Annotated in this window: 16 protein-coding genes and 1 pseudogene; 8 read left to right on the forward strand and 9 right to left on the reverse strand. The window is 73.6% G+C overall.

The genetic code is table 11. From position 1 onward, the window contains the following. Positions 1-31 precede the first annotated feature (31 nt). The gene (locus AB0F52_RS11235) at positions 32-1,846 is read right to left on the reverse strand and encodes a glycoside hydrolase family 15 protein (RefSeq protein ID WP_360167876.1); all 1,815 of its coding nucleotides are present in this window, start codon (positions 1,844-1,846) and stop codon (positions 32-34) included. Positions 1,847-1,981: 135 nt separating this feature from the next. Here AB0F52_RS11235 and AB0F52_RS11240 point away from each other — a divergent pair, with 135 nt between their 5' ends. Beyond that, the gene (locus AB0F52_RS11240; RefSeq protein ID WP_360167879.1) at positions 1,982-3,376 is read left to right on the forward strand and encodes an MFS transporter; all 1,395 of its coding nucleotides are present in this window, start codon (positions 1,982-1,984) and stop codon (positions 3,374-3,376) included. Between the two features lie 81 nt (positions 3,377-3,457). On the opposite strand, the pseudogene AB0F52_RS11245 reads toward AB0F52_RS11240, so the two are convergent. The 3 genes and pseudogenes from AB0F52_RS11245 to AB0F52_RS11255 all read right to left on the reverse strand — a co-directional run. Then, positions 3,458-3,700 (reverse strand): annotated as a pseudogene (locus tag AB0F52_RS11245) (potassium channel family protein); the annotation flags it as partial. A gap of 173 nt (positions 3,701-3,873) precedes the next feature. Then, positions 3,874-4,248, reverse strand: a complete 375-nt coding sequence (locus AB0F52_RS11250) for an SHOCT domain-containing protein (RefSeq protein ID WP_360167882.1) — start codon at positions 4,246-4,248, stop codon at positions 3,874-3,876. Positions 4,249-4,359: 111 nt separating this feature from the next. Further along, a complete protein-coding gene (locus AB0F52_RS11255; protein WP_360167885.1) occupies positions 4,360-7,017 on the reverse strand; it encodes a LuxR C-terminal-related transcriptional regulator in 2,658 nt (885 codons plus the stop codon). Between the two features lie 202 nt (positions 7,018-7,219). Between AB0F52_RS11255 and AB0F52_RS11260 the strand changes: the two genes are divergently transcribed. Beyond that, complete coding sequence (locus AB0F52_RS11260) at positions 7,220-7,474, forward strand: hypothetical protein (protein ID WP_360167888.1); 255 nt, start codon at positions 7,220-7,222, stop codon at positions 7,472-7,474. Continuing rightward, the gene (locus AB0F52_RS11265; RefSeq protein WP_360167891.1) at positions 7,471-7,743 is read left to right on the forward strand and encodes a hypothetical protein; all 273 of its coding nucleotides are present in this window, start codon (positions 7,471-7,473) and stop codon (positions 7,741-7,743) included. Before AB0F52_RS11260 ends, AB0F52_RS11265 begins: the two co-directional genes overlap by 4 nt. Positions 7,744-7,778: 35 nt before the next feature. Here AB0F52_RS11265 and AB0F52_RS11270 read toward each other — a convergent pair whose 3' ends face one another. Continuing rightward, entirely contained in the window at positions 7,779-9,143 is a 1,365-nt protein-coding gene (locus AB0F52_RS11270; RefSeq protein WP_360167894.1) for a DUF2252 domain-containing protein, read from the reverse strand. A 335-nt stretch (positions 9,144-9,478) separates the two neighbouring features. Beyond that, positions 9,479-9,985: a DUF1269 domain-containing protein gene (locus AB0F52_RS11275; protein WP_360167897.1), complete on the reverse strand. Its 507-nt coding sequence runs from the start codon at positions 9,983-9,985 to the stop codon at positions 9,479-9,481. A 203-nt stretch (positions 9,986-10,188) separates the two neighbouring features. On the opposite strand from AB0F52_RS11275, the gene AB0F52_RS11280 reads away from it, so the two are divergent. Together AB0F52_RS11280 and AB0F52_RS11285 are read left to right on the forward strand one after the other, a co-directional pair. After that, entirely contained in the window at positions 10,189-10,650 is a 462-nt protein-coding gene (locus AB0F52_RS11280; RefSeq protein WP_360167900.1) for a hypothetical protein, read from the forward strand. A gap of 102 nt (positions 10,651-10,752) precedes the next feature. Next, complete coding sequence (locus tag AB0F52_RS11285) at positions 10,753-13,311, forward strand: LuxR C-terminal-related transcriptional regulator (protein WP_360167903.1); 2,559 nt, start codon at positions 10,753-10,755, stop codon at positions 13,309-13,311. Positions 13,312-13,316: 5 nt separating this feature from the next. Here AB0F52_RS11285 and AB0F52_RS11290 read toward each other — a convergent pair whose 3' ends face one another. The 3 genes from AB0F52_RS11290 to AB0F52_RS11300 all read right to left on the reverse strand — a co-directional run bounded on the left by AB0F52_RS11290 (position 13,317) and on the right by AB0F52_RS11300 (position 15,810). After that, positions 13,317-14,546: an AI-2E family transporter gene (locus tag AB0F52_RS11290; RefSeq protein WP_360167906.1), complete on the reverse strand. Its 1,230-nt coding sequence runs from the start codon at positions 14,544-14,546 to the stop codon at positions 13,317-13,319. Positions 14,547-15,059: 513 nt separating this feature from the next. Continuing rightward, positions 15,060-15,329, reverse strand: coding sequence for a MarR family transcriptional regulator (locus AB0F52_RS11295; RefSeq protein WP_360167910.1), 270 nt, complete (start codon positions 15,327-15,329; stop codon positions 15,060-15,062). A 64-nt stretch (positions 15,330-15,393) separates the two neighbouring features. Then, positions 15,394-15,810: a nitroreductase family deazaflavin-dependent oxidoreductase gene (locus AB0F52_RS11300; RefSeq protein ID WP_360167913.1), complete on the reverse strand. Its 417-nt coding sequence runs from the start codon at positions 15,808-15,810 to the stop codon at positions 15,394-15,396. A gap of 635 nt (positions 15,811-16,445) precedes the next feature. Here AB0F52_RS11300 and AB0F52_RS11305 point away from each other — a divergent pair. Genes AB0F52_RS11305 through AB0F52_RS11315 form a run of 3 tightly spaced genes read left to right on the forward strand, consistent with a single transcriptional unit; the run spans position 16,446 to position 20,058 of the window. Then, a complete protein-coding gene (locus AB0F52_RS11305; RefSeq protein ID WP_360167916.1) occupies positions 16,446-16,970 on the forward strand; it encodes a (2Fe-2S)-binding protein in 525 nt (174 codons plus the stop codon). Continuing rightward, entirely contained in the window at positions 16,967-17,971 is a 1,005-nt protein-coding gene (locus tag AB0F52_RS11310) for a xanthine dehydrogenase family protein subunit M (RefSeq protein WP_360167919.1), read from the forward strand. Before AB0F52_RS11305 ends, AB0F52_RS11310 begins: the two co-directional genes overlap by 4 nt. After that, entirely contained in the window at positions 17,968-20,058 is a 2,091-nt protein-coding gene (locus AB0F52_RS11315; protein ID WP_360167922.1) for a xanthine dehydrogenase family protein molybdopterin-binding subunit, read from the forward strand. Before AB0F52_RS11310 ends, AB0F52_RS11315 begins: the two co-directional genes overlap by 4 nt. Positions 20,059-20,070: the final 12 nt, after the last annotated feature.

Raw genomic sequence — 20,070 nt, forward strand, 5'->3', positions numbered from 1 at the left:
CGGGTCACCCGTGACGGGCGAGACCGGTTCCTCAGCCGAGCGCGGCATCGAGGGTGACCGCGGCGTCGATGAGGGCGAGATGGGTGAAGGCCTGCGGGAAGTTGCCGAGCTGCTCCCCGGTCGGCGCGATTTCCTCGGCGTAGAGGCCGACGTGGTTGGCGTAGGTCAGCATCTTCTCGAACGCCGTGCGGGCTTCCTCGAGCCGGCCGGCGCGGGCGAGCGCGTCGACGTAGGCGAAGCTGCACAAGGAAAACGTGCCTTCGTCGCCGGCCAGCCCGTCCGGGGACGCCTCGGGGTCGTAGCGGTAGACCAGGCTGTCGGCCACCAAGCCGGTCCCGATCGCGTCGAGCGTCGAGAGCCACAGCGGGTCCGTGGCGGGCAGGAAACCGGTGCGGGGCATGCGGAGCAGGGACGCGTCGAGCTCTTCGCCCGTGTAGTGCTGGACGAAGGCGTTGCGCGTCCGGTGCCAGCCGCGGCTGAGGACCTGGCCGTGGATGCTGTCGCGCTGCCAGGTCCAGTTTTCGACCGGCGCGGGACGGCCGTGGGCGCTCGCCAGCCGGATGCCGCGGTCGAACGCGACCCAGCTCATCAGGCGGCCGTAGGTGAAGGACTTGCGGCCGCCCCGCGTCTCCCAGATGCCTTCTTCGGGCTGGTCCCAGTGTTCGCCGAGCCAATCCAGGGCCGCTCGCAGGGCGGTCCAGCCCTGGTGGGGGAGCTCGAACCCCGCGCCGTCAGCGGCGAAGACGCTGTCGAGGGCTTCGCCGTAGATGTCGAGCTGCAGCTGCCCGGCGGCGTCGTTGCCGATCCGGACCGGGCTCGAACCGCGGTACCCGGACCAGTGCGCGAGGCTTTCCTCGTGCAGGTCCGACGTACCGTCCACCCGGTACAGCACGGCGAGCGGCCCGCCGGCGCCGCTCCCGCCTTCCCGGATGCGGTCGCCGAGCCAGCCGCCGAACCGGGCGGCCTCTTCGGCGAACCCGAGCGCCAGCAACGCCGAAACGGAGAACGACGCGTCCCGGACCCAGGTGTAGCGGTAGTCCCAGTTGCGCTCCCCGCCGAGCTGCTCGGGCAGGCCGAGGGTGGGCGCGGCGACCAGCCCGCCGGTCGGCGCGTAGGTGAGGAGCTTGAGGGTGATCGCCGAGCGGGTCACGATCTCCCGCCAGCGGCCGTGGTAGGTGCCGCGGGCCAGCCATTCGCGCCACCACCGCACCGTGTGGTCGAAGAGTTCCGTGAACTCGGCGACGCGGATCTCCCGCGGCGGCTCCGCCGCGTCGGTCTCGAGCACGACCCCGCGGACGTCGCCCGCGCCGAGGGTGAGCCGCAGGTGCACGTCACCCCCTTCGACGCGCGCCTCGGCGAGGTGCTCGTCGCCGGGTTCGCGCACCACGTTCAGCACCAGCGACGTGTCGCGCGCGATGAACACGGCCCCGTTCGCGACGAGCATCGCCTGGTGCGGACGGCGGCCGTAGTCGAACCGGGGCGCGACCACCACGTCGAACGTCATCCGGCCGCGGACGCACCGCACGAGCCGGGCGATCCGGTGCCCGGTGGTGGCGGTGGTGCCGCAGGGGGGCATGAAGTCGACCACTTCGCCGATGCCGTCCGGGCCGGAGAACCGGGTGATCAGCACCGCGGTGTCCGGGTGGTACATCTGCGAGCTCGCGCAGGCGCCCGCCGGGCGGATGCGGAACCGGCCGCCGCGCTCGTCGTCGAGGAGGGCGCCGAAGACCGACGGCGAATCGAACCGCGGGGTGCAGAACCAGTCGATCGACCCGTCGGTCGTGACCAGCGCGGCCGTCTGCAGGTCGCCGATCAGCGCGTGCTCGGCGATCGTCGTTTCGGTCATGGTTCCTCCAGGGGCGGGGGGCGGGTCGTCTGCACCGTCGCCGGAGCGGGCCGGACCTGCCTCATCCACGGCGGGTGAGGTGGCCCGGTCGCGGCCGGGCCACCGTGTGCGGCACCCGACGAGGAAGGCCCGCCGATGATCGTGCTGCCCCTGGCCCTCGCCCAGTTCGTCGCGAGCTACGCGGCGACCACCATGACCGTGGCCGTCAGCGACATCGCCGCGGACCTCGGCACGACCGTGATCGGCGTGCAGACGGCGATCACGGTGTTCACCCTCACCATGGCGTCGCTCATGGTGCCGGGCAGCAAGCTGAGCGACCTGCTGGGCCGCAAGCGCTGCTTCCTCGCCGGGCTGGCCGTCTACGGCGCCGGCGCGCTGCTGGCTTCGCTCCCGCCCGGTCCGGGGCTGCTGATCCTCGGTTACTCGCTGCTGGAGGGCATCGGGTCGGCGCTGATGATCCCGCCGATCTACATCCTGATCACCGTGACCAGCCCCGACCTCCAGCGCCGGGCTCGCGCCTTCGGCATCGTCAGCGGGGCGGGCGCGCTCGGGGCCGCGGCCGGGCCGCTGCTCGGCGGCCTGGTCACGACCTGGCTCGGCTGGCGCGCGTCCTTCCTCCTGCAGGTGCTGCTGGTCGGCCTGATCGTCCTGCTGGCGGTGCGGGTCACCGAACCGCCCGCACCGCCCCGCGAGAAGCACTTCGACGTCGGCGGGGCCGTCCTTTCGGCGGCCGGCCTGTTCTTCGTCGTGTTCGGCGTCCTGCAGGCCGGCACCTACGGCTGGCTGGTCTCACGCACCGACTTCGTCGTCGGCGGGGTGGTCCTGCTGCCCGCCGGCGGAGTCTCGCCGGTGTGGCTGTTCGCCGGGATCGGGATGCTCTTCCTGGTGGTGTTCTTCGCCCACATCCGCGCGCGCGAGCGGGCCGGGCGGGAGCCGCTGGTCCCGGCCGGGCTCTTCCGCGACCGCGTCACCGGCCTCGGGCTGGCGACCCAGCACGTCCAATGGCTCGTCCTGCAGGGCTCGTTCTTCGTGGTGGCGGTCTTCCTGCAGCAGGTCCGCGGCTACGACGCGATCGAGACCGGGCTGATGCTGACTCCCGCCACGGTCGGCATCCTGGGCGCCTCGGCGGCCGCGGGACGGCTGGCGAGGCGGCACTCGCAGCGCCGGCTCGTCCGGGCGGGGTTCGTCCTCGCCATCGCGGGCCTCGCGCTCGTGCTCCTGCTGGTCCGGGCCGATTCCGGCGTGGCGAGTGCGGTGCCCGGGCTGTTCCTGCTCGGCGCCGGCGTCGGGATCATGCTGACGGCGTCGGTGAACCTGGTGCAGTCGCGCTTCCCGGACGCCGCCCAGGGCGACATTTCGGGAGTGTCGCGCAGCGCGTCCAACCTCGGCTCGTCGGTGGGGACGGCGCTGGCCGGTTCCGTCCTGGCCGGGACGCCGCACCTCGGCGGCCGGTCCTTCGCGCTGGCCCTCACCACCCTGGGTGTCGCGGCGGTGGCCGGCCTGATCGCGGCCCTGCTGCTGCCTGAGTGAACCGTCCTGTGTGGACGAACGCCGCACCGCGGTGACGATCACCCGCAGCACCACTCCCAGCACCACGAGGTCGGCGATCATCTGGAGGGTCACCAGCACCCGCGCACCGGTGGAGAGCGGGGCGATATCGCCGAAGCCGACGGTGGTGAACACGGTGATCGCGAAGTACAGGGCGTCGGTCCGCGTCAGCGCCGTGCCGAACGAGCCTGCGCTGTCGTGGGCGAGCACGTAGTAGCCGTCGGCGAACAGCAGGAGGAAGAGCGGGAGGATGAGGGCCAGCGCCTGGACGCCCTGCCAAGCCGGGAACGGCGAGCGCAGGATCATCCGCACCTCGCCGACGACCAGCAGCACGACGAGCGCGAGCCCGGCGGTGAACACGACCGCGGTCCACGGCCGCAGGGCCTGGCCGACCGGGAGCAGGTAGTAGAGGCAGACCAGCGCGGTGACCGTGAGCAGGGGCCGGAGCACCGCGAGGTGGACGAACCGCCACCGGCGCGTCACTGCGCGAGGGCTTTCCGCTTGAGCGCCTGGAATTCCGCGTCGTCGATGACGCCGTCGTCGAGCAGCCGCCGGGCTTCGGCGATCTGCGCCGCCCCGGTCGTGTCCGATGTGGACACGTAGCCCGCTTCGCGGGACCGGTACCGTTCGGGGAGGTGCCGGCCCTGGGTGCCCAGGTAGAGCAGCACCCCGATGATCGGCAGCACGATCACCAGCACCGTCCAGCCCGCTTTGGCCCAGCCGGACACGTCGGCGCGGCGGTACAGGTCGCCGAAGGCCACGAACAACAGCCAGAACCAAGCGATCCAGCAGAAGAACACCAGCATCGTCCACATCAGGTTCAAGAACGGGTATTCCGCGTTCGCCAGGGCCATGACAACTCCTCAACCGGGATCGGGGCCAGGCACGCTGCGGCGTGCCCGGTCCACTCGACACCGATCCCGGTGCCGCTCGCCTCACCCGCGCCGGGTGGGGCGAGCGGTGCGTCAGACCGTGAAGTCGGCGACCTCGGTGTCGAGCAGGCCGCGCTTCTGCGCGATCGCGACGGCGTCACGCCGGCTGCGGACGTCGAGCTTCGCGTAGATGCCGCGGACGTGGGTCTTGACGGTGTTCGGCGAGACGGTCAGGTCCTGGGCGATCTCGTCGATCGACCGCTGGGTCGGCAGCAGGCGCAGGACGCTGCGTTCGCGCTCGGTCAGCGGCGCCGGGATCGGCGGGGTGCGCAGCCGGCGCCGGACGGACAGGATCTCGCCCGCGAACCGCTCGCCGGCGCCGAGGCCGCCCAGCCGGCTGGTCAGGAACCCGATGAGCTCGGCCGGCGCGAAGACGAACGGGAACCGGACGCCGGTGGGCTCGGCGGTGCGCAAGGCGTCGTCGAGCAGCCGGGCCGCCCGCTCCCGTGCCCCGGCCGCCAGCGCGGCCTGCACCCCGACCAGCGACGCCTCGATCGCGGCCCACTCCAGTTCCATCGGCACGTCGTCGTCGGCCAGCGACCGCAGCACGGTGCTCGCCGCGTGGTGCCGGCCGAGCCGCAGCTGGGTCCGGGCGCGCATCAGCAGCAGCTCGCCCGAACCGGCGAGGATCGGCAGGGCCCAGCGAACCGTGTCCCTGGCCTGGGCCGCCGCGCCCAGCCGGAGCGCCGCACGCTGCTCCAGCACGGCGCACAGAGCCGCGTACCCGGTCGGGCAGGCCCGTCCGGTCCCGAGCCGGGTGCGGGCCCGGCGCATCCGCCGCAGGCCCGCGTGCCAGCTGCCGAGCTCGAACTCGGCGGCGCCGCGCAACGTCTCCGAAAGCAGCCGCAGGTCGCGAGCCGCCCGCGCCGGGGCGTCCCCGACCAGGAGCCGGGTTTCCTTCGCGTGCTTGAGGCACTCGGCGGGCTCGCCCCGCAACAGGGCACCGTAGGACAGCAGGGCGTTCGCCTGCGCGCCCTGGAGGGACCGCAGGGAATTCTCCCGCGGACGGCGGACTTCCGCCCGGCGCGCCAGCGTCTCCATCACCCGGTAGTCGCCGTCGCGGCCGGCCAGCTCGGCGAGCCTGGTGAGGCACTGGGCGACGGTGAAGTCCTGCCGGAGCGATTCCGCGGTGCCGAGCAGTCGCACCAGGGTTTCCCGAGCCCGGTCGCGGGTCAGCAGGACGCCGGCGCGGTGCAGGATCGCGAGGCCGCCGAGACCGGTGCCCTCGGCGAGTCGTTCGTCGATCTCTTCCGCCGCGCGGCGGATCCGGGCCGGCGTGCCGTCCACCTGGGCCAGCCGGGAGTACGCCAGCTGCCGCAGGACGGTCAGCTCCGTCGCCGGCCGGGCCGGCCACGCCGCCTCCGCGCTCGCCAGCTGCAGGCCGGCCGCCGACGTCTCGGCCGACTCCAGGCAGAGCGCGGCCGAGATCAGCGCGGCCAAGGGGCCGGCGGGCATCCGCCGGCCTTCGAACACGGCGAGCGCGAGGCGCAGGACGTGGTGCTCCCCGGCGAGGAACAGCGCGACGGCGTGCTCACGCAGCAGCTCGCCGACCCGGGCGGGATCGCCCGCGCGGACGCTGTGCAGCAGCGCCGGCGCCGGCCGGTCGTGCCCGGCGAACCAGCGGGCCGCGGCCGCGTGGAGGGTGCGCGCCCGGTCCGGCGCCCGGCGCTGCAGCTCGGACCGCAGGTAGGTGCGCAGAAGCGGCGTCACGCGGTGGTGCGGTGGGGCGCCGTCGGAGTCGACCACCCGGGTGGCCGGCTCGCCCAGCTCGTGGAGCATCGCTTCCGCGTCCGCGCGGCCGCTGAGCACCGGGGCGAGTCCGGCCGGGAGCTCGTCGCAGATGTTGATCGTCCGCAGCAGTTCCCGCTGCGCCGGGGTGAAGGGCGCGAGGACCTCGTCGGTCAGGTAGGCGAGGACGCCGCTGTCCTGGCCGGTGTCGAACTCCCGCAGGCTGCCGTGCCGGGCCACGGACGCCGCGGCCAGCCGCAGCCCCGCCGGCCAGCCGCCGGTCCGGGCGACGAGCGGGGCGACCTCGTCCCGCGGGACCGCCGCGTCGGCCGCGGCGAACAGGGCGTCCGCTTCGTCGGCGGTGAACCGCAGCCGGGCGGCGCCGACTTCGACGAGCCGGTCCGCGAGCCGGGCCCGCCCCAGCGGCAGCGGGGGTTCCCGCCGGCTGGCGATCGCCAGGCACAGCCCGGCCGGCTGGTGGCGGACCAGCGCCCGCAGCCCGTGCCACGGATCGGGGGACGTGATTTCCTGAGCGGCGTCGAGGACGAGCACGACGGGGGCGGGCAGGGCGTCCAGCGCGTCGGCGACCTCGGCGAGGAAGGCGAGGTCGGCGCTCGGGGCGTCGGGCACGATCAGCTCCCGCAGCGGGTTGCCCTCCGGGAGCCGGCCGCAGCCGCCGAGCGCTTCGAGGACCGCGGACCAGAAGAGCCGGTCGTCGTTGTCGTCGGCGTCGGCGGACAGCCAGGCGACCGCGCCGCGGTCCTGGCGCCGCGCCCACTCGGCGAGCAGCACGGTCTTGCCGAACCCGGCCGGGGCACCGACGAACACCATGGCCGCTTCGGTCGTCGCTTCGAGGACGGTGAGCAGGCGCGGCCGCGACACGAGATCCGCCGGGGGAGCGGGAACGGTGATCTTCGTTCTCGGAACCCGTCTTCGGGACGAGACTTCGCGACATTGACGCATGAGCGATTCTCCTTCGTCTTCGGCGCTGGGCAATCCCGGCGGATCTTGCCACGCAATAGACCGGGCTCACCCGCTGCGGGCGAGGAAAACAACGGCCACGAGCAGAATCGTGTGCCGGGTGAAAATTCGTGGAAATACCCCGGGACGCCGTCCTCGCCGATTCGCCGCCTCACAGTTCTGCTGGCTCGGACCGGCTGAGGTCGTGCTGCTCGAGGTGGTGCGGACCGGCCGGGTCGGCCTCGGCTCGGTGCTGGTCGGAGCGGCCGTCGCACTCTCCGCCCTGACCTCGGCGGCCGAGGTGCGGACCGGTGTCCGCGCCGGCGCCGACCTGGTCGCGAGGCTGGTCTTCCTGCCGGCGCGCGGCTGGTCGATCCTGATGGTGCTGCTCGACGTGGCGGTCGTCGCCCGCGCCTGGCATTCGGCAGGCCGGGCCGGGCGCGGCGGGGGTACCCGGTGAGCCGGACGGGTAATCCTGCTCTCGACACGGGTTCGAATTACGTCTTCCGGGGATGCGGTGCCATTCCGGAATGGGGTGCCGAAGGTGCCGACGATTTCCGGGGAGTGCTCGTCGTGCCCGTTCCGCCGGAGACGATAGTTTTCGGTACGGTGGCCGACCCCGGCTGCCTGCCGGAGATTTTGCGCCGGCTCGAGGTGCTCGGGATGCGCGTGGAGTCCGTGCACCGGGTCCGGGAACTCCCACGCCAGGTACGCCGCGCCGACGTCTGAAGGGACCGCTCGCGTCGCCCGCGCGAGGCGGCCCGTCACGACCCGGACACCGCTGTCACGTAGCCCGCCCGGATCGCCTGCCGCAGGGCGGCGTGGTCGCGTTCGTTCTGGTCGGCGCAGGCCACCGCGAACTCCCGGACGGCTTCGGCGAAGGCCGGCCCCGAGCCGAGGTACGCGGCGATCGCGAGCGGGTCCCCGGTGCGCGCGTGCGCCCGGGCCAGGGTCCACCCGCAGAGCCGGGCGTGGGCTCTCAGCACGTCCGGGGTCATGGTGGTGACGTCGCCGTCGTCGTGGTCGGCACGCAGCCGGCGGACGTGGAACTCGTCGACGCGGCCGTCGAACTCCGCGGCGCGGGCCCAGCCCAGGAAGACGTCGCCGGTGGCCTGGATCAGCCGTTGCCCGGTGACCACCCGCCGGCCGGGGCCGCCCGGCACCGACGTGCCGGTGTACTCCTGCAACACCGAGGGCCGGGCTTCTTTGAGCTGGAGGAAGAGCGGATCCCCGGTGCCGGTCCGGACGAGCAGGACCACCCAGCAGCGCGTGCCCGCGCCACCCGGCCCGGTCACGGCGCGGGCCACGTCGGCGAGCCGGTAGTGGTCCAGCAACGCCCGCCGTGCCGGGCCGAGCGTGCGCCGGTACCGCGCGAACACGGCGCCGAGGCGGTCGGTCAGCGTCGCCGGGTCGCCGTCTCCGGCGAGGCAGCCCGCCGGGACGACCGAGGGCGGACGCGCGGCCAGCCGCAGCCGCCCGTCCCGGATTTCGGTGTACCGGCGCACTCCCGGGGCGCGACGCTTCGCCGGCCCCAGCCGGTGGGACGCCACCACCCGCAGCGTCCGGGCGTCGGCCGGGGCGAAGTAGATGTCGAGCGGAGTGCGGCGCGCGAAGTCGTGCATCGCCAGCCGGTACGACTCGACCGCCGCGAGCACCGTGCGCCGCCGCTGGCCCGCCGGGTGCTCGCTCTCCCGGCCGGTGACCTCGAAGCTGGCGGCCAGCCGTTTGACGTCCCATTCCCAGGGCGCGGGCAGCGTCTCGTCGAAGTCGGTGAAGTCGAACACCAGCCGCCGGCCCTGAGCGGTGACCAAGCCGAAGTTCGCCAGCTGGGCGTCTCCGCACGCCTGGACCCGGAACCCGGTCCGCGGGGTCAGGGCGAGGTCGGCCGCCGCGGGGAGGGCGGCACCGCGGAAGAAGGCCAGCGGCGAGGCGGCCATCCGGCCGTAGCGGAGCGGCACCAGTTCCGGCACCCGGTCGCGGTCCTGGCGGCGCAGCAGCGTGAAGGGATCCGCGCGCCGGACGGGACCGGGGAACTCGGCGTGGGCGGCCGCCGGCACGGCGGTGCGCGCGGCGCGTCCCCGGACGATCCGCGCATCGGGTGCCGCGGTCTGCTTGTCGGTGAGAGTCATGGACGGATCGTCGGCCGCGGAACCGGCCGCGGCGTCGCCCGCCGGGGGTGAAGCGGGGAGTCATCCACCACGGGTGACGACCGGAAGCGGCGCGGCCCGCAAGGTGAGCCGTGGAGGTGCGGTGATGACGAAGTGGACGACGAGCGCCCGCCGGCGCCGGGCCGGAGTGCCGAGGGGATCTCCCCGGCGGCGCTCGGCGCCTCGCTTCGCCATCCCGTCGGCCCGCCCCGCGGCGCTCTCGGGGGAGCGTCCCCGGGCGGGCGGAACCTCCTGCGGGGCCGCGGCGACGCTCGGGGGCGCCGCCGCGGTCCTCCCGCGACGGCGGTTCCGGGGGCCTACCGCGTCGCCCGGTGCGGCGTTTCGCCGAAGGCGTCGCGCAGCCGGGCTTCTTCTTCGCCGGACAGGTTGGTGCTCAGCAGCAAGGCGCCGGTTTCCTTGAACGGCTCGACGACCCGGTCCAGCACGGTGTCCTGCGACAGCACGAACAAGGCGGACGTGCCGGGGGTGACCTGGGCCCGGACGGTGTCGATGAACTCCTCGTCGATCCCGACGTGACTCAGTGACCCGGTCAGCGCCCCGATCGCCGCGCCGACGGCCATGCCCAGCAGCGGGACGAGGAAGATCAGGCCGAACAGCAGGCCCCAGAAGCCACCGCCCAGCGCGCCGGCACCGGTCAGCGAACCGAGATCCTTCGTCTTCGGCTTCTTCCGTCCTTCGGGCCAGCTCACGCAAGCCGCATCGGCGATCGAGATCAGCTGCTGCTTCTGCAGCTGCCGGAGCAGATCCAGTGCGTTTTCGGCACCTTCGACGGTCGGGAACCGCCACACGGTCAACGTGGACATGACGTCCTCCTCGGTCCGGGTTCGGTGGTCTGCCGCACTGTCTCCTCCGGCGCCGGGGCACGGCATCGCCCACGCCGTGTGAGCCGCGCGCGCACCGCCCCCGGACCACTTGATCTCACCTGAGGCGGGCGAGGCCCGGCGGACCGGCGACCGACCATGATCGCCCGGGTCCGCAACTCGCCGACGAACGAGGAAGAGTGATCATGACCGAACCCATGCAGCCCCGGACCGGAACGACCGGCGCCCGGGCACCCCTCCCGCCGGAGCGGGCCGTCGCGCGGTCCCGGCGGGTCGGCTGGATCTGGTTCGCTTCGGCGATCACCGTCCTGGTCGGACTGTTCAACGTGGTGGAAGGCGTGGTCGCGTTGTTCGACCGCGACTACTACGTCGTCGGTCCGTCCGGACTGCTCGTCTTTTCCCTGGCCGGCTGGGGCTGGCTCCACCTGATCGTCGGCATCCTCGTGGTGGTGACCGGGATCGCGTTGTCCACCGGCTCGCAGTGGGCGCGGGTCGTGACGGTCGCGCTGGCCGGGTTCAACGCGCTCGCGCAGCTGGCTTTCCTGTCCGCGTACCCGTTCTGGGGCACCATCGTGATCGCCCTCGACGTCCTGGTGATCTGGGCCGTCATCGTGCACGGTGACCAATCCACCTACGAAATCTGGTGACCCGGCATCCGGGTCGCCCGCCGGTGATCAGTACAGTCGTGGCCTCCGCCCGGCGTCGACCGCGGAACCGGGGCGAAGTCTCCCGACAGCCGAGAGGTTGACGTGCCCGATCCAGTGACGAGCCCGTTCCGGCCGGTTCCCGGCGGCAAGGTCGCGATCCCGCGGCTGCCGGGGATCTTCGTTCCCCGTGCGCGGCTGGGGGTGCTGCTCGACCGCGCCACCACCCGGCCCGTCACGGTGGTCCGGGCGCCGGCCGGCGCCGGCAAGACCACGGCGCTGGCCGGCTGGGCCGGCGACGGCCGCGCGGTCGCCTGGGTGTCGCTGGACTCCGACGACAACGACGAGTCCCGGTTGTGGGCGGCGGTCCTCGGCGCGTTGCGCCGGTGTCCCGCCGTGCCCGCGGGCGGCGTCCTGCACCGGCTCGGCCCGCCACGGCCCGGGCGGCGGCGCGCGTTCCTGGCCGACCTCGACGACGCGGTCGCCGGTCTGGACCACCCGGTACGACTGGTCCTGGACGACCTCCAGGAGCTCTCGCACCCGGAACCGCTGGAGGCGCTCGCGACCCTCGCCCGGCACCTGCCATCGGGGCTGCGGCTGGTGCTGGCCACCCGCGTCGAGCCGCGGCTCCGGCTGGCCCGCCTGCACGTCGAAGGCGCCCTGTCCCGGGTGGAGGCCGCCGAACTCCGGTTCACCGCGAAGGAAACCGCCAACCTGTTGCGAGCCACCGGGGCCACCGTGGTCGACGACCGCGTCCGCGAGCTCACCGAACGCACCGCGGGCTGGGCCGCCGCCCTCGGCTGGGCCGCGGTTTCGGTGCGGAAAGCGGAGAACGCGGACGCGCTCGTCGCTTCCGTCACCGGTGACAGCCGGGCCGTCGCGCGGTTCCTCGCCGACGAAGTGCTCTCGCGCCTGCCCGCGGCGACGTCGGATCTCCTGCTTTGCCTCAGCGTCTGCGACGCGGCCGGGCCGGCGCTCGCGGTCCGGCTGTCGGATCGTCCGGATGCCGGGGTCCGGCTGGACGAACTCGAGCGCGAACTGGGGCTCGTCACGCGGACCCCGGCCGAGACCTACCGGCTGCCGCCGTTGCTGCGCGTCTTCCTGCGTGCCGAGCTGGCGCGGCGGGACCCGGCGCGGGTGCCGCGGCTGCACGGGATCGCCGCGCGGTGGTACGCCGGCGAAGGCCGCTTCGGGGAGGCGCTCCGGCACGCCGTGGCGGGCCGCGACCGGCAGCGGGTCCTGACGCTGGCCCGCGATCAGGCCGTGCGCCAGGTGCTGGCCGGCGACGGCGATCCGGTGCGGGTCGCGCTGACCCACCTGGGCGCCGGGACGGTCGCCGAGAGCCCGCAGCTGCGGCTGGCGTCGGCACTGGAGAACATCCAGCGCGGCCGGCTCGCCGAAGCGCGCGCCGACCTCGGCGAAGAGGTGGCGGACGACGACTTGTGGCCGCTCGCCGTCCGCCATTTGGCCTCCGCGACGGGAAAGCACCCGCCGGAGGCGGAACCGGCGGCGGCTCGCCGCCCGGAAACCGTGGCGTGGGCGCACCTCGATCGCGCGTGGCGGTCGGTGCACCGGGGCGCGCGCCGGCACGCCGTCACCCAGGCGCAGGAAGCCATGCGGCTGGCCAAGGGCGAGCGGCTCGACCACCTCGTGCTCCACAGCAGGCTCGCGGTCGCCGTCGCCACGGCGGTGGGCGGCGATCACCCGGCGATGCGGCGCGCCTGCACCGGTGCGCTCGCCATCGCGCGCCGGCACGGCTGGCGCCGGTCCCCGGGAGTGGCCGAGTGCCACCTGTTGCTGGCCTACGACGACCTGATGCGCGCCGAGCCGGTCGCCGCGGCCCGCGAACTGGCCCAGGCGGCGACGGCGGAAGTGCCCGGGGGCGTGCCGCTGCTGCGGCCGCTGCGCGAGTTCTTCGAAGGCATGGTGCGCTTCGACGACGGTGACCGGGTGGCGAGCTCGCAGGTCATGCGGGCGGCGCGCCACCGCCTCGCCGACCTCGAGCTGCCCCGCGAGGTCGTCGCGGTGTGCGCGGTCGCCGAGTACCACGCGGCGCTCACCCTCGGCGAAGGGCTGCACGCGGCCGAAGTGCTCGCTTGGGTGCACGAGCGGCTGCCCGGCAGCGGCGAGCTGGCGGTCCTGCGGGTCCGCGCCCACCTCGCCGCCGGCGAAACCGAAGCGGCCGAAGCGGTCCTGCGCGACACGGCCTCGGCGACCTCGGTCCTGCCGGCCACCCCGGTCGACCGATCTCTGGCCGAAACCGCGCTCGCCCTGCGTTCGCACCGGCGGACCAAGGCCCTGCACGCCCTCGACCGCGCACTCGCTCTCGCCCGCCCGAACGGGCTGGTCCGGCCGTTCGCCTTGGCCGAACCCCGGGTCGGCCACCTGCTGATCGACCACTCCGGCGGGTTCGGTTCACTGGACCGGTTCGCCCAGGCGGTCCGCGGCCGGCTCGTCACGCACGCCCCGCCCAGCGATTTGACGGACCGCGAGCAGGTGGTCCTGCAGCGGCTGCCGTCGCAGCGGTCGTTGGACGAGATCGCTTCCGATCTGACGGTTTCGGTCGGCACGGTGAAGACCCACGTGCGGGCTATTTGCGGGAAGCTCGGTGTGAACAACCGGCGTTCCGCTGTGGTGGTCGCTCGTCAGCACGGGTTGACCTGACGACCTCACCCGTCGTCGCGGCGGGGGGCCGAAAGCAGGGCGTCCGCCCAGCGGGCCCGCGGGTCGACGTCCACCAGCAGCGCCTTGGCGAGCAGCGTGGCGGGCACGGCCAGGACCGCGCCGAGCGGGCCCAGCAGCCAGGTCCAGAACACCAGCGCCAGCACCGTGACCAAAGTGGACAGACCGACCGAGCCGGCGACGAACCGGGGCTGGATCAGCGACTGCACCACGAAGTTCAGCCCGGCGTACACGATGAGCACCAGGATCAGGCTGCGCCAGCCGCCGTCGAGGAGCGCGATGAGGGCCGGCGGGGCGACTCCGATCACGAAGCCCACGTTGGGGATGTAGTTGGTGACGAAGGCGAGCAGTCCCCACAGCACGGCGCCCGGGACGGAAAGCAGGGCCAGCGCGGTCGTGTCGAGCGCCGCCACGAGGCCGCCGAACACCGTTGTCACGAGCAGGTACCGGCGGGTGCCGGTGACGAAACCGCGCAACGACGCGGAAATCCACGGCCGGTCGCGCGCGATCCGGCCGAGGCGCTGGCCCGCCCACGCCGTCTCGGCGCTCAGGAACAGCAGGAGGGCGAACAAGAACGCCAGGTTCGTCAGCAGTCCGCCGACCCCGGCGAGAAGGGAACCGGCCAGGCCGACGAGTTTCCCGGTGTCGAGGGACGACAGCATGGTGCGCAGCTCCGGCTCGCCGACACCGAACCGGCTGAGCACGGTCAGGCCGTCGTGCAGCAGCTCGTCGACCTGCCCGGTGTAGCCGGGGAGCAGAGCCGACAGCTGCGCGACGGACACCACGACGACCAGGAAGAAGCCGAGCAGGATCGCGTAGACGGTGACGACCAGCACGGCGACGGTCAGCCAGCGCGGCAGTCCCTTGTCCCGCAGCCACGTCCGCACCGGATCGAGGGTGATCACGACGACGAAGGCGAGGAAGACCGGGCCGGCGAGCCAGGCGACGGCCTGGATGCCGGCCAGCACGACCACCGCGGCGGCGGCGCCCAGCAGCACCACGAGCGCCCGGGGCAGGGAAGTGCCACCGGCCCCGAGGTCCCTTTCGGGTGGCCACGGGACCGGCGGCGGGTGCGCGCCGCCGCCGAACCGGTCGGCGAGTCCCCGGAAGGGGTGCCGGGCGGAGCGGGGTGCCCGCCGGTCACCGGCCGTGGTCCGGCGCCGCCGGGGCTTGCGGAGCCGGTGGGCCGGGAAATCGGTGAACGATGCTCGCACCATGCGGATCCCTCCGGAGATGAACGGCGGCGGAGCCCACGGTGCCCGCCCACCGCGCCCCGGCCGTCACCCGGCGCGGGGGAGATCGAGAACGCGACCCACCCGATGCCGAGCCGGAAAACATCCGCCGGAGGGGATATTCCCGGGAGCCGAATTCGGGGTTTCACCGTCGAATTCGAAATCGAACTCGACAGTTTTCGCGGTGGGCGGATACCGTCCGATCATCACTTACGCCGACCGAATGAGGGCAGCCGGCCGTGCGCGGTTTTCGAGGCATCTTCGCAGTGCTGCTGATCGCCGGTGGGCTGGTGGCGCAGGCGGGAGCCGCGAGCGCCCGCCCGCGGGGTATCTGTTCGACTACTTCACCGGCGAGGGCACGGCCGATGGCGAGCTGGTCTACTTCGGGCTGAGCGAGGGCAACGACCCGCTGCGGTGGCGGGAGTCCGGCGGTGGCGGTGCCACGCCGTGCGGCAGGTACCTCACCGAGGAGAAGTCCGTCGTGCTCACCAGCCTGGCCTACCGCCTCGTCAAGGACTGCATCGGCAAGGACGCGATCGTCGGCGGCGAGGGCCCGTTCATCGACGAGTGCGGCGGCGCCTGCCAGATGCGCTCGACCTGGCTCCGGAGGGCGTGGCCCGCGGGGGTCGATTCCACGATCACCGCCCGCCGGTCGGTCGGGGACGGCGTCCGGCGCACGAACCCGGCCCGCTCGAGCCGCTGCACCGTCCGGGTCATGGTCGCCGCGCCGGGTTCGCCGATCGCCACGCCGTCCTCCTGTGCGGCCATCGCCGGTCTCGTCGCGGGTGCGCTCTCACGTCGGTTACCCGGACGGCAACTTACCCGGTCGAGCTCACTCGGCCGCCGGCGTGAGGGCCACGACGGGGATGACCCGCTGGGTCTTCCGCTCGTATTCGGCGAAGCCGGGGTACAGCTCGGCCTGCCGGGCGTACTTCTCGTCCCGCTCGGCACCGGTCAGTTCGGTGGCGTGGACGTCGAGGACCTCGTCGCCGACCTCGATCCGGACGTCGGGGTGGGCCAGGAGGTTGTGGTACCAGTCGGGGTTCCGGTCGGCGCCCGCCTTCGACGCGAAGACCAGGTACCGGTCGCCGTCGGGCAGGTACATCATCGGGGTGACCCGGCTCGCGCCGCTGCGTGCGCCGGTCGTGTGCAGCAGGAGCAGCGGGGCACCTTCGAACTGGCCGCCGACGCGGCCGTGGTTGGCGCGGAACTCGGCGATCGTCCGAGCGTTCCAGTCGTCAGCGGACATGGTTTCCATCCTTCGGTCGGTGATCGATGACGTTACTTCGCGAGTTCGTGCGATGCCGGGTAGTCGGTGTACCCGCGGTGGTCGCCGCCGTAGAAGGTCGCTCGATCGGGTTCATTGAGCGGCGCTCCGGTCCGGACGCGCTCGACGAGGTCCGGGTTGGCCAGGGCCGCCGAACCCGACCGTGACGACGTCGGCCGTGCCGTTGTCGAGATGAACGGGACCGGAAGCAGGTGCCCGGAGCCGGTCGCGTCGGTCTTGGAGCCGGCAGTCGTCGGGACCGTCCTCGTCTCGATGAGCGGCCCGGGCGGCGGGCGTCCCTGCCGGCCGGCTGCTTGACCGGCAGGGACGCCGACTCCCCCGGAACTTCACCTGGAGGGGCGTACGCCGGATAGCCGGTGTGAGGGTCCGCCAAACGGCCGATGTGACATCGGCGGCGCAGGTTCCCAGGCCTTCGCGGCCGTGAAGGGGCGCGCGGTGACCTTGGCCGGCGGTGCCGGCTCCACGAGCGCCCGTGCGTGGAGGCCGCCGAACCGGCCGCTCGACGATGCCGGTGAGGGAGCCGGTGGCCGGCTCTTCGGTTTCGGACCCTCCCGAGCGGGTACGCCGAACGATCACACGGAGAGGCGGCGGGCCCCATGGCGACGACCGAAGACGCTGACCCGGACCACACCATCGGGGTGCGGATCGACGGCACCGAGCACCGGCGGGCAGTGGACCCGCGGCGCACCCTGCTCGACCTGCTCCGCGACCAGCTGGGCGAGACGAGCCCGAAGAAGGGCTGTGACCACGGTCAGTGCGGTGCGTGCACGGTGCTGCTCGGCGGCCGTCGCGTGCTGGCCTGCCTGACCCTGGCTGTGACCTGCGACGGCGCGGAGGTCACCACGGCCGCCGGCTTGGCCGCCGACGGTGAACTGCACCCGATCCAGCAGGCCTTCCTCGACAACGACGCCTTCCAGTGCGGGTACTGCACGCCGGGGCAGATCTGCTCGGCGGCCGGGCTGCTGGCCGAGTTCGCCGACGGTGCCCCGAGCCACGTCACCTCGCCGATCGGTGCTGCCCCGCGGTGGTCCGACGAGGAGATCGCCGAACGGATGAGCGGCAACCTGTGCCGTTGCGGGGCCTACGCCGGGATCGTCGCCGCCGTCCGGGAGTCGCGATGAAGACCTTCGCCTTCGCCAAGCCCGCCACCGTGGCCGAGGCGGTGCGGGCCGTGGCCGGGGAACCGCATGCGGTGTTCCTGGGCGGCGGCACGAACCTCGTCGACCACCTCAAGCTGGGGGTGGCCCGGCCGGACCGGGTCGTCGACGTCACCGGCGTGACTTCGGCGGAGATCCGCGAGGACGACGGCGGCCTGTTCTTCGGGGCCGGCGTCCGCAACAGCGACCTGGCGAACCACCCCGTGGTTCGCGAACGCTACCCGGTGCTGGCCGAAGCACTGCTGTCCGGTGCGTCGGCCCAGCTGCGCAACATGGCCACCACGGGCGGGAACCCGTTGCAGCGCACCCGGTGCCTGTACTTCCAGGACGTGACGACGCCGTGCAACAAGCGCGTTCCCGGTTCGGGGTGCTCGGCCATCGGCGGGGCCACGCGCCAGCACGCGATCCTCGGCGCGTCCGAAGCCTGCGTGGCCACCCACCCGTCGGACATGGCGGTCGCACTGGCGGTCCTGGACGCCCGGGTGCACGTCACCGGGGCCGGCGGGGAGCGGGAAATCGCTTTCGGGGACCTGCACCGGCTGCCCGGCGACACCCCCGAACGCGACACCGTGCTCGCGCACGGCGAGCTGATCACCGGCTTCACGCTGCCCGCCGTGCCGTGGTCACCGCGGTCGGCCTACCGCAAGGTCCGGGACCGGGCGTCGTTCGCGTTCGCGCTCGTTTCGGTCGCCGCCGCGGTGTCCACAGTGGAGGGCCGGATCGCCGACATCCGCGTCGCGCTCGGCGGGGTGGCCCACAAGCCGTGGCGGGCCACCGAAGCCGAAGCCGTGCTGCGTGGCGCCCGGCCGGGCGAAGACGTGTTCCGCGCCGCCGCCGACGCCGAGCTGGCCGCCGCCCGCGCGCTCGAGGGCATCGACGGCGGCAACGCCTTCAAGATCCCGCTCGCCCGCCGCACCCTGGTCGCGGTCTTGCGCGACCTGACGACCGAGGAGCCGAGCCGATGACCGAGCTGCTCGAACCCCACGCCATCGGGACCGCGACCACCCGCCGTGACGGTCCGGCGAAGGTCACCGGGACCGCGCCGTACGCCTTCGAAGCCCCAGCCGACCGGCCGCTGTACTGCCACCCGGTGCAGGCCACCATCGGCCGCGGCCGCTGCAGCCGGATCGCCACCGTGGCCGCCGAAAGCGTCGACGGCGTCGCGAAAGTGATCACGCCGTTCACCGCCGAGCGGCTGGCCGGCACCGACGACGCCGAGCTCGCCGTGCTGCAGGACCACGACGTCCCGTTCCGCGGCCACGTGGTCGCGCTGGTGCTGGCCGAGACGCCGGAGACCGCCCGCCACGCCGCGGAGCTGGTGACGGTCGAGTACGACGCCGAGCCGCACGACGTCGAGCTCAGCGCCGATCGCGACGACCTGTACGCGCCGGACTCGGTCAACCCGGACTTCCCGACCGACACCGCCCAAGGCGACGCCGACGCCGGACTCGCCCGCGCGGAGGTGACCGTCGAGGAGACGTACACGACGGCGATGCAGCACAACAACCCGCTGGAGCCGCACGCGACGACCGCGTTGTGGGACAACGGGGTGCTGACCCTCTGGGACTCCACCCAAGGCGTGCACTCCGTCCGGTCCACCGTCGCCGAGGTGTTCGGGCTGCCCCCGGAAAAGGTCCGGGTCCGCTGCCCCTACGTCGGCGGCGGCTTCGGGTCGAAGGGCAGGCCGCACGCGAACGTCGTGCTCGCCGCACTGGCTGCCCGCGCGGTGCCGGGCCGCGCGGTCAAGCTGGCGCTGACCCGGCAGCAGATGTTCGCACTGGCCGGGTACCGGACGCCGACCATCCAGCGCGTCCGGCTCGGCGCGGACCGCGACGGACGCTTGCGCGCGCTGCGGGTCGACGTCGTCGAGCAGACCTCGCGGATCAAGGAGTTCGCCGAGCAGACCGCGGTGCCCGCGCGGATGATGTACGCGGTGCCGGACCGGGCCACCAGCCACCGGCTCGCCGCCCTGGACGTACCGGTGCCGTCGTGGATGCGGGCGCCGGGGGAGTGCCCGGGGATGTTCGGCCCGGAGGTCGCGATGGACGAGCTCGCCGTGGCGCTCGGCATCGACCCGATCGACCTGCGGGTGCGCAACGAGCCCGAGCGCGACCCGGAGAACGGGCGTCCCTTCTCCAGCCGGAACCTCGTCGCCTGCCTGCGCACCGGGGCCGAACGCTTCGGCTGGGCCGACCGGGATCCGCGTCCCGGCGTCCGCCGGGACGGCCGGTGGCTGACCGGGACCGGCGTCGCCGCGTCGGTGTACCCCGCGAAGCGGTCGCCGGGATCCACGGCGCTGATCCGGTTCGAAGACGGCCGGTACGTCGTGGAGATCGGCGCCGCCGACCTCGGGACGGGCGCGTGGACGATCCTGCCGCAGATCGCGGCCGACGCGCTCGGCGTGCCCGCGCCGGACGTCGAGGCCCGGATCGGCGACACGGGCTACCCGAACGCCACTGTCGCCGGTGGCTCGTCCGGCACCGCGTCGTGGGGATCGGCGGTGGTCGCGGCCGCGCGGGCCTTCCGCGACAAGTTCGGCACCGACCCGGCCGAGGGCGCCGAAGCGAGCGCGGACACGCCGGAGAACCCGGCCGAGGAGCAGTACTCGATGTACGCCTTCGGCGCGCAGTTCGCCGAGGTGCGGGTCGACGCGGACACCGGCGAGATCCGCGTTCCGCGGCTGTACGGCACGTTCGCGGCCGGCCGGATCGTCAACCCGGTGACCGCGCGCTCCCAGTTCCTCGGCGGGATGACGATGGGGCTGTCGATGGCGTTGTTCGAGGACAGCGTCATGGATCCCCGCACCGGGCACGTGGTCAACCACGACCTGGCCGAGTACCACATCGCCACCAACGCCGACGTGGGCGACCTGCGCGCGGACTGGCTCGACGAGCACGACCCGCACGTGAACCCCATGGGCACCAAGGGCGTCGGCGAGATCGGCATCGTCGGCACCGCGGCGGCGGTCGCGAACGCGGTGTACCACGCGACCGGCGTGCGGGTGCGGAAGCTGCCGATCACCCTCGACGCCCTGCTGGCCGCGCTGCCCTGACCGCGCACCCGG

Origin of the sequence: Amycolatopsis sp. NPDC024027, assembly GCF_040638975.1 — a bacterium.
GTDB lineage: Bacteria > Actinomycetota > Actinomycetes > Mycobacteriales > Pseudonocardiaceae > Amycolatopsis.

Excerpts from the sequence above, each read along its gene's own strand:
- AB0F52_RS11235 (WP_360167876.1), bottom strand. The coding sequence starts at position 1,846 with ATGACCGAAACGACGATCGCCGAGCACGCGCTGATCGGCGACCTGCAG.
- AB0F52_RS11240 (WP_360167879.1), top strand. The coding sequence starts at position 1,982 with ATGATCGTGCTGCCCCTGGCCCTCGCCCAGTTCGTCGCGAGCTACGCG.
- AB0F52_RS11250 (WP_360167882.1), bottom strand. The coding sequence starts at position 4,248 with ATGGCCCTGGCGAACGCGGAATACCCGTTCTTGAACCTGATGTGGACG.
- AB0F52_RS11255 (WP_360167885.1), bottom strand. The coding sequence starts at position 7,017 with ATGCGTCAATGTCGCGAAGTCTCGTCCCGAAGACGGGTTCCGAGAACG.
- AB0F52_RS11270 (WP_360167894.1), bottom strand. The coding sequence starts at position 9,143 with ATGACTCTCACCGACAAGCAGACCGCGGCACCCGATGCGCGGATCGTC.
- AB0F52_RS11275 (WP_360167897.1), bottom strand. The coding sequence starts at position 9,985 with ATGTCCACGTTGACCGTGTGGCGGTTCCCGACCGTCGAAGGTGCCGAA.
- AB0F52_RS11280 (WP_360167900.1), top strand. The coding sequence starts at position 10,189 with ATGACCGAACCCATGCAGCCCCGGACCGGAACGACCGGCGCCCGGGCA.
- AB0F52_RS11290 (WP_360167906.1), bottom strand. The coding sequence starts at position 14,546 with ATGGTGCGAGCATCGTTCACCGATTTCCCGGCCCACCGGCTCCGCAAG.
- AB0F52_RS11295 (WP_360167910.1), bottom strand. The coding sequence starts at position 15,329 with ATGGCCGCACAGGAGGACGGCGTGGCGATCGGCGAACCCGGCGCGGCG.
- AB0F52_RS11300 (WP_360167913.1), bottom strand. The coding sequence starts at position 15,810 with ATGTCCGCTGACGACTGGAACGCTCGGACGATCGCCGAGTTCCGCGCC.
- AB0F52_RS11305 (WP_360167916.1), top strand. The coding sequence starts at position 16,446 with ATGGCGACGACCGAAGACGCTGACCCGGACCACACCATCGGGGTGCGG.
- AB0F52_RS11310 (WP_360167919.1), top strand. The coding sequence starts at position 16,967 with ATGAAGACCTTCGCCTTCGCCAAGCCCGCCACCGTGGCCGAGGCGGTG.
- AB0F52_RS11315 (WP_360167922.1), top strand. The coding sequence starts at position 17,968 with ATGACCGAGCTGCTCGAACCCCACGCCATCGGGACCGCGACCACCCGC.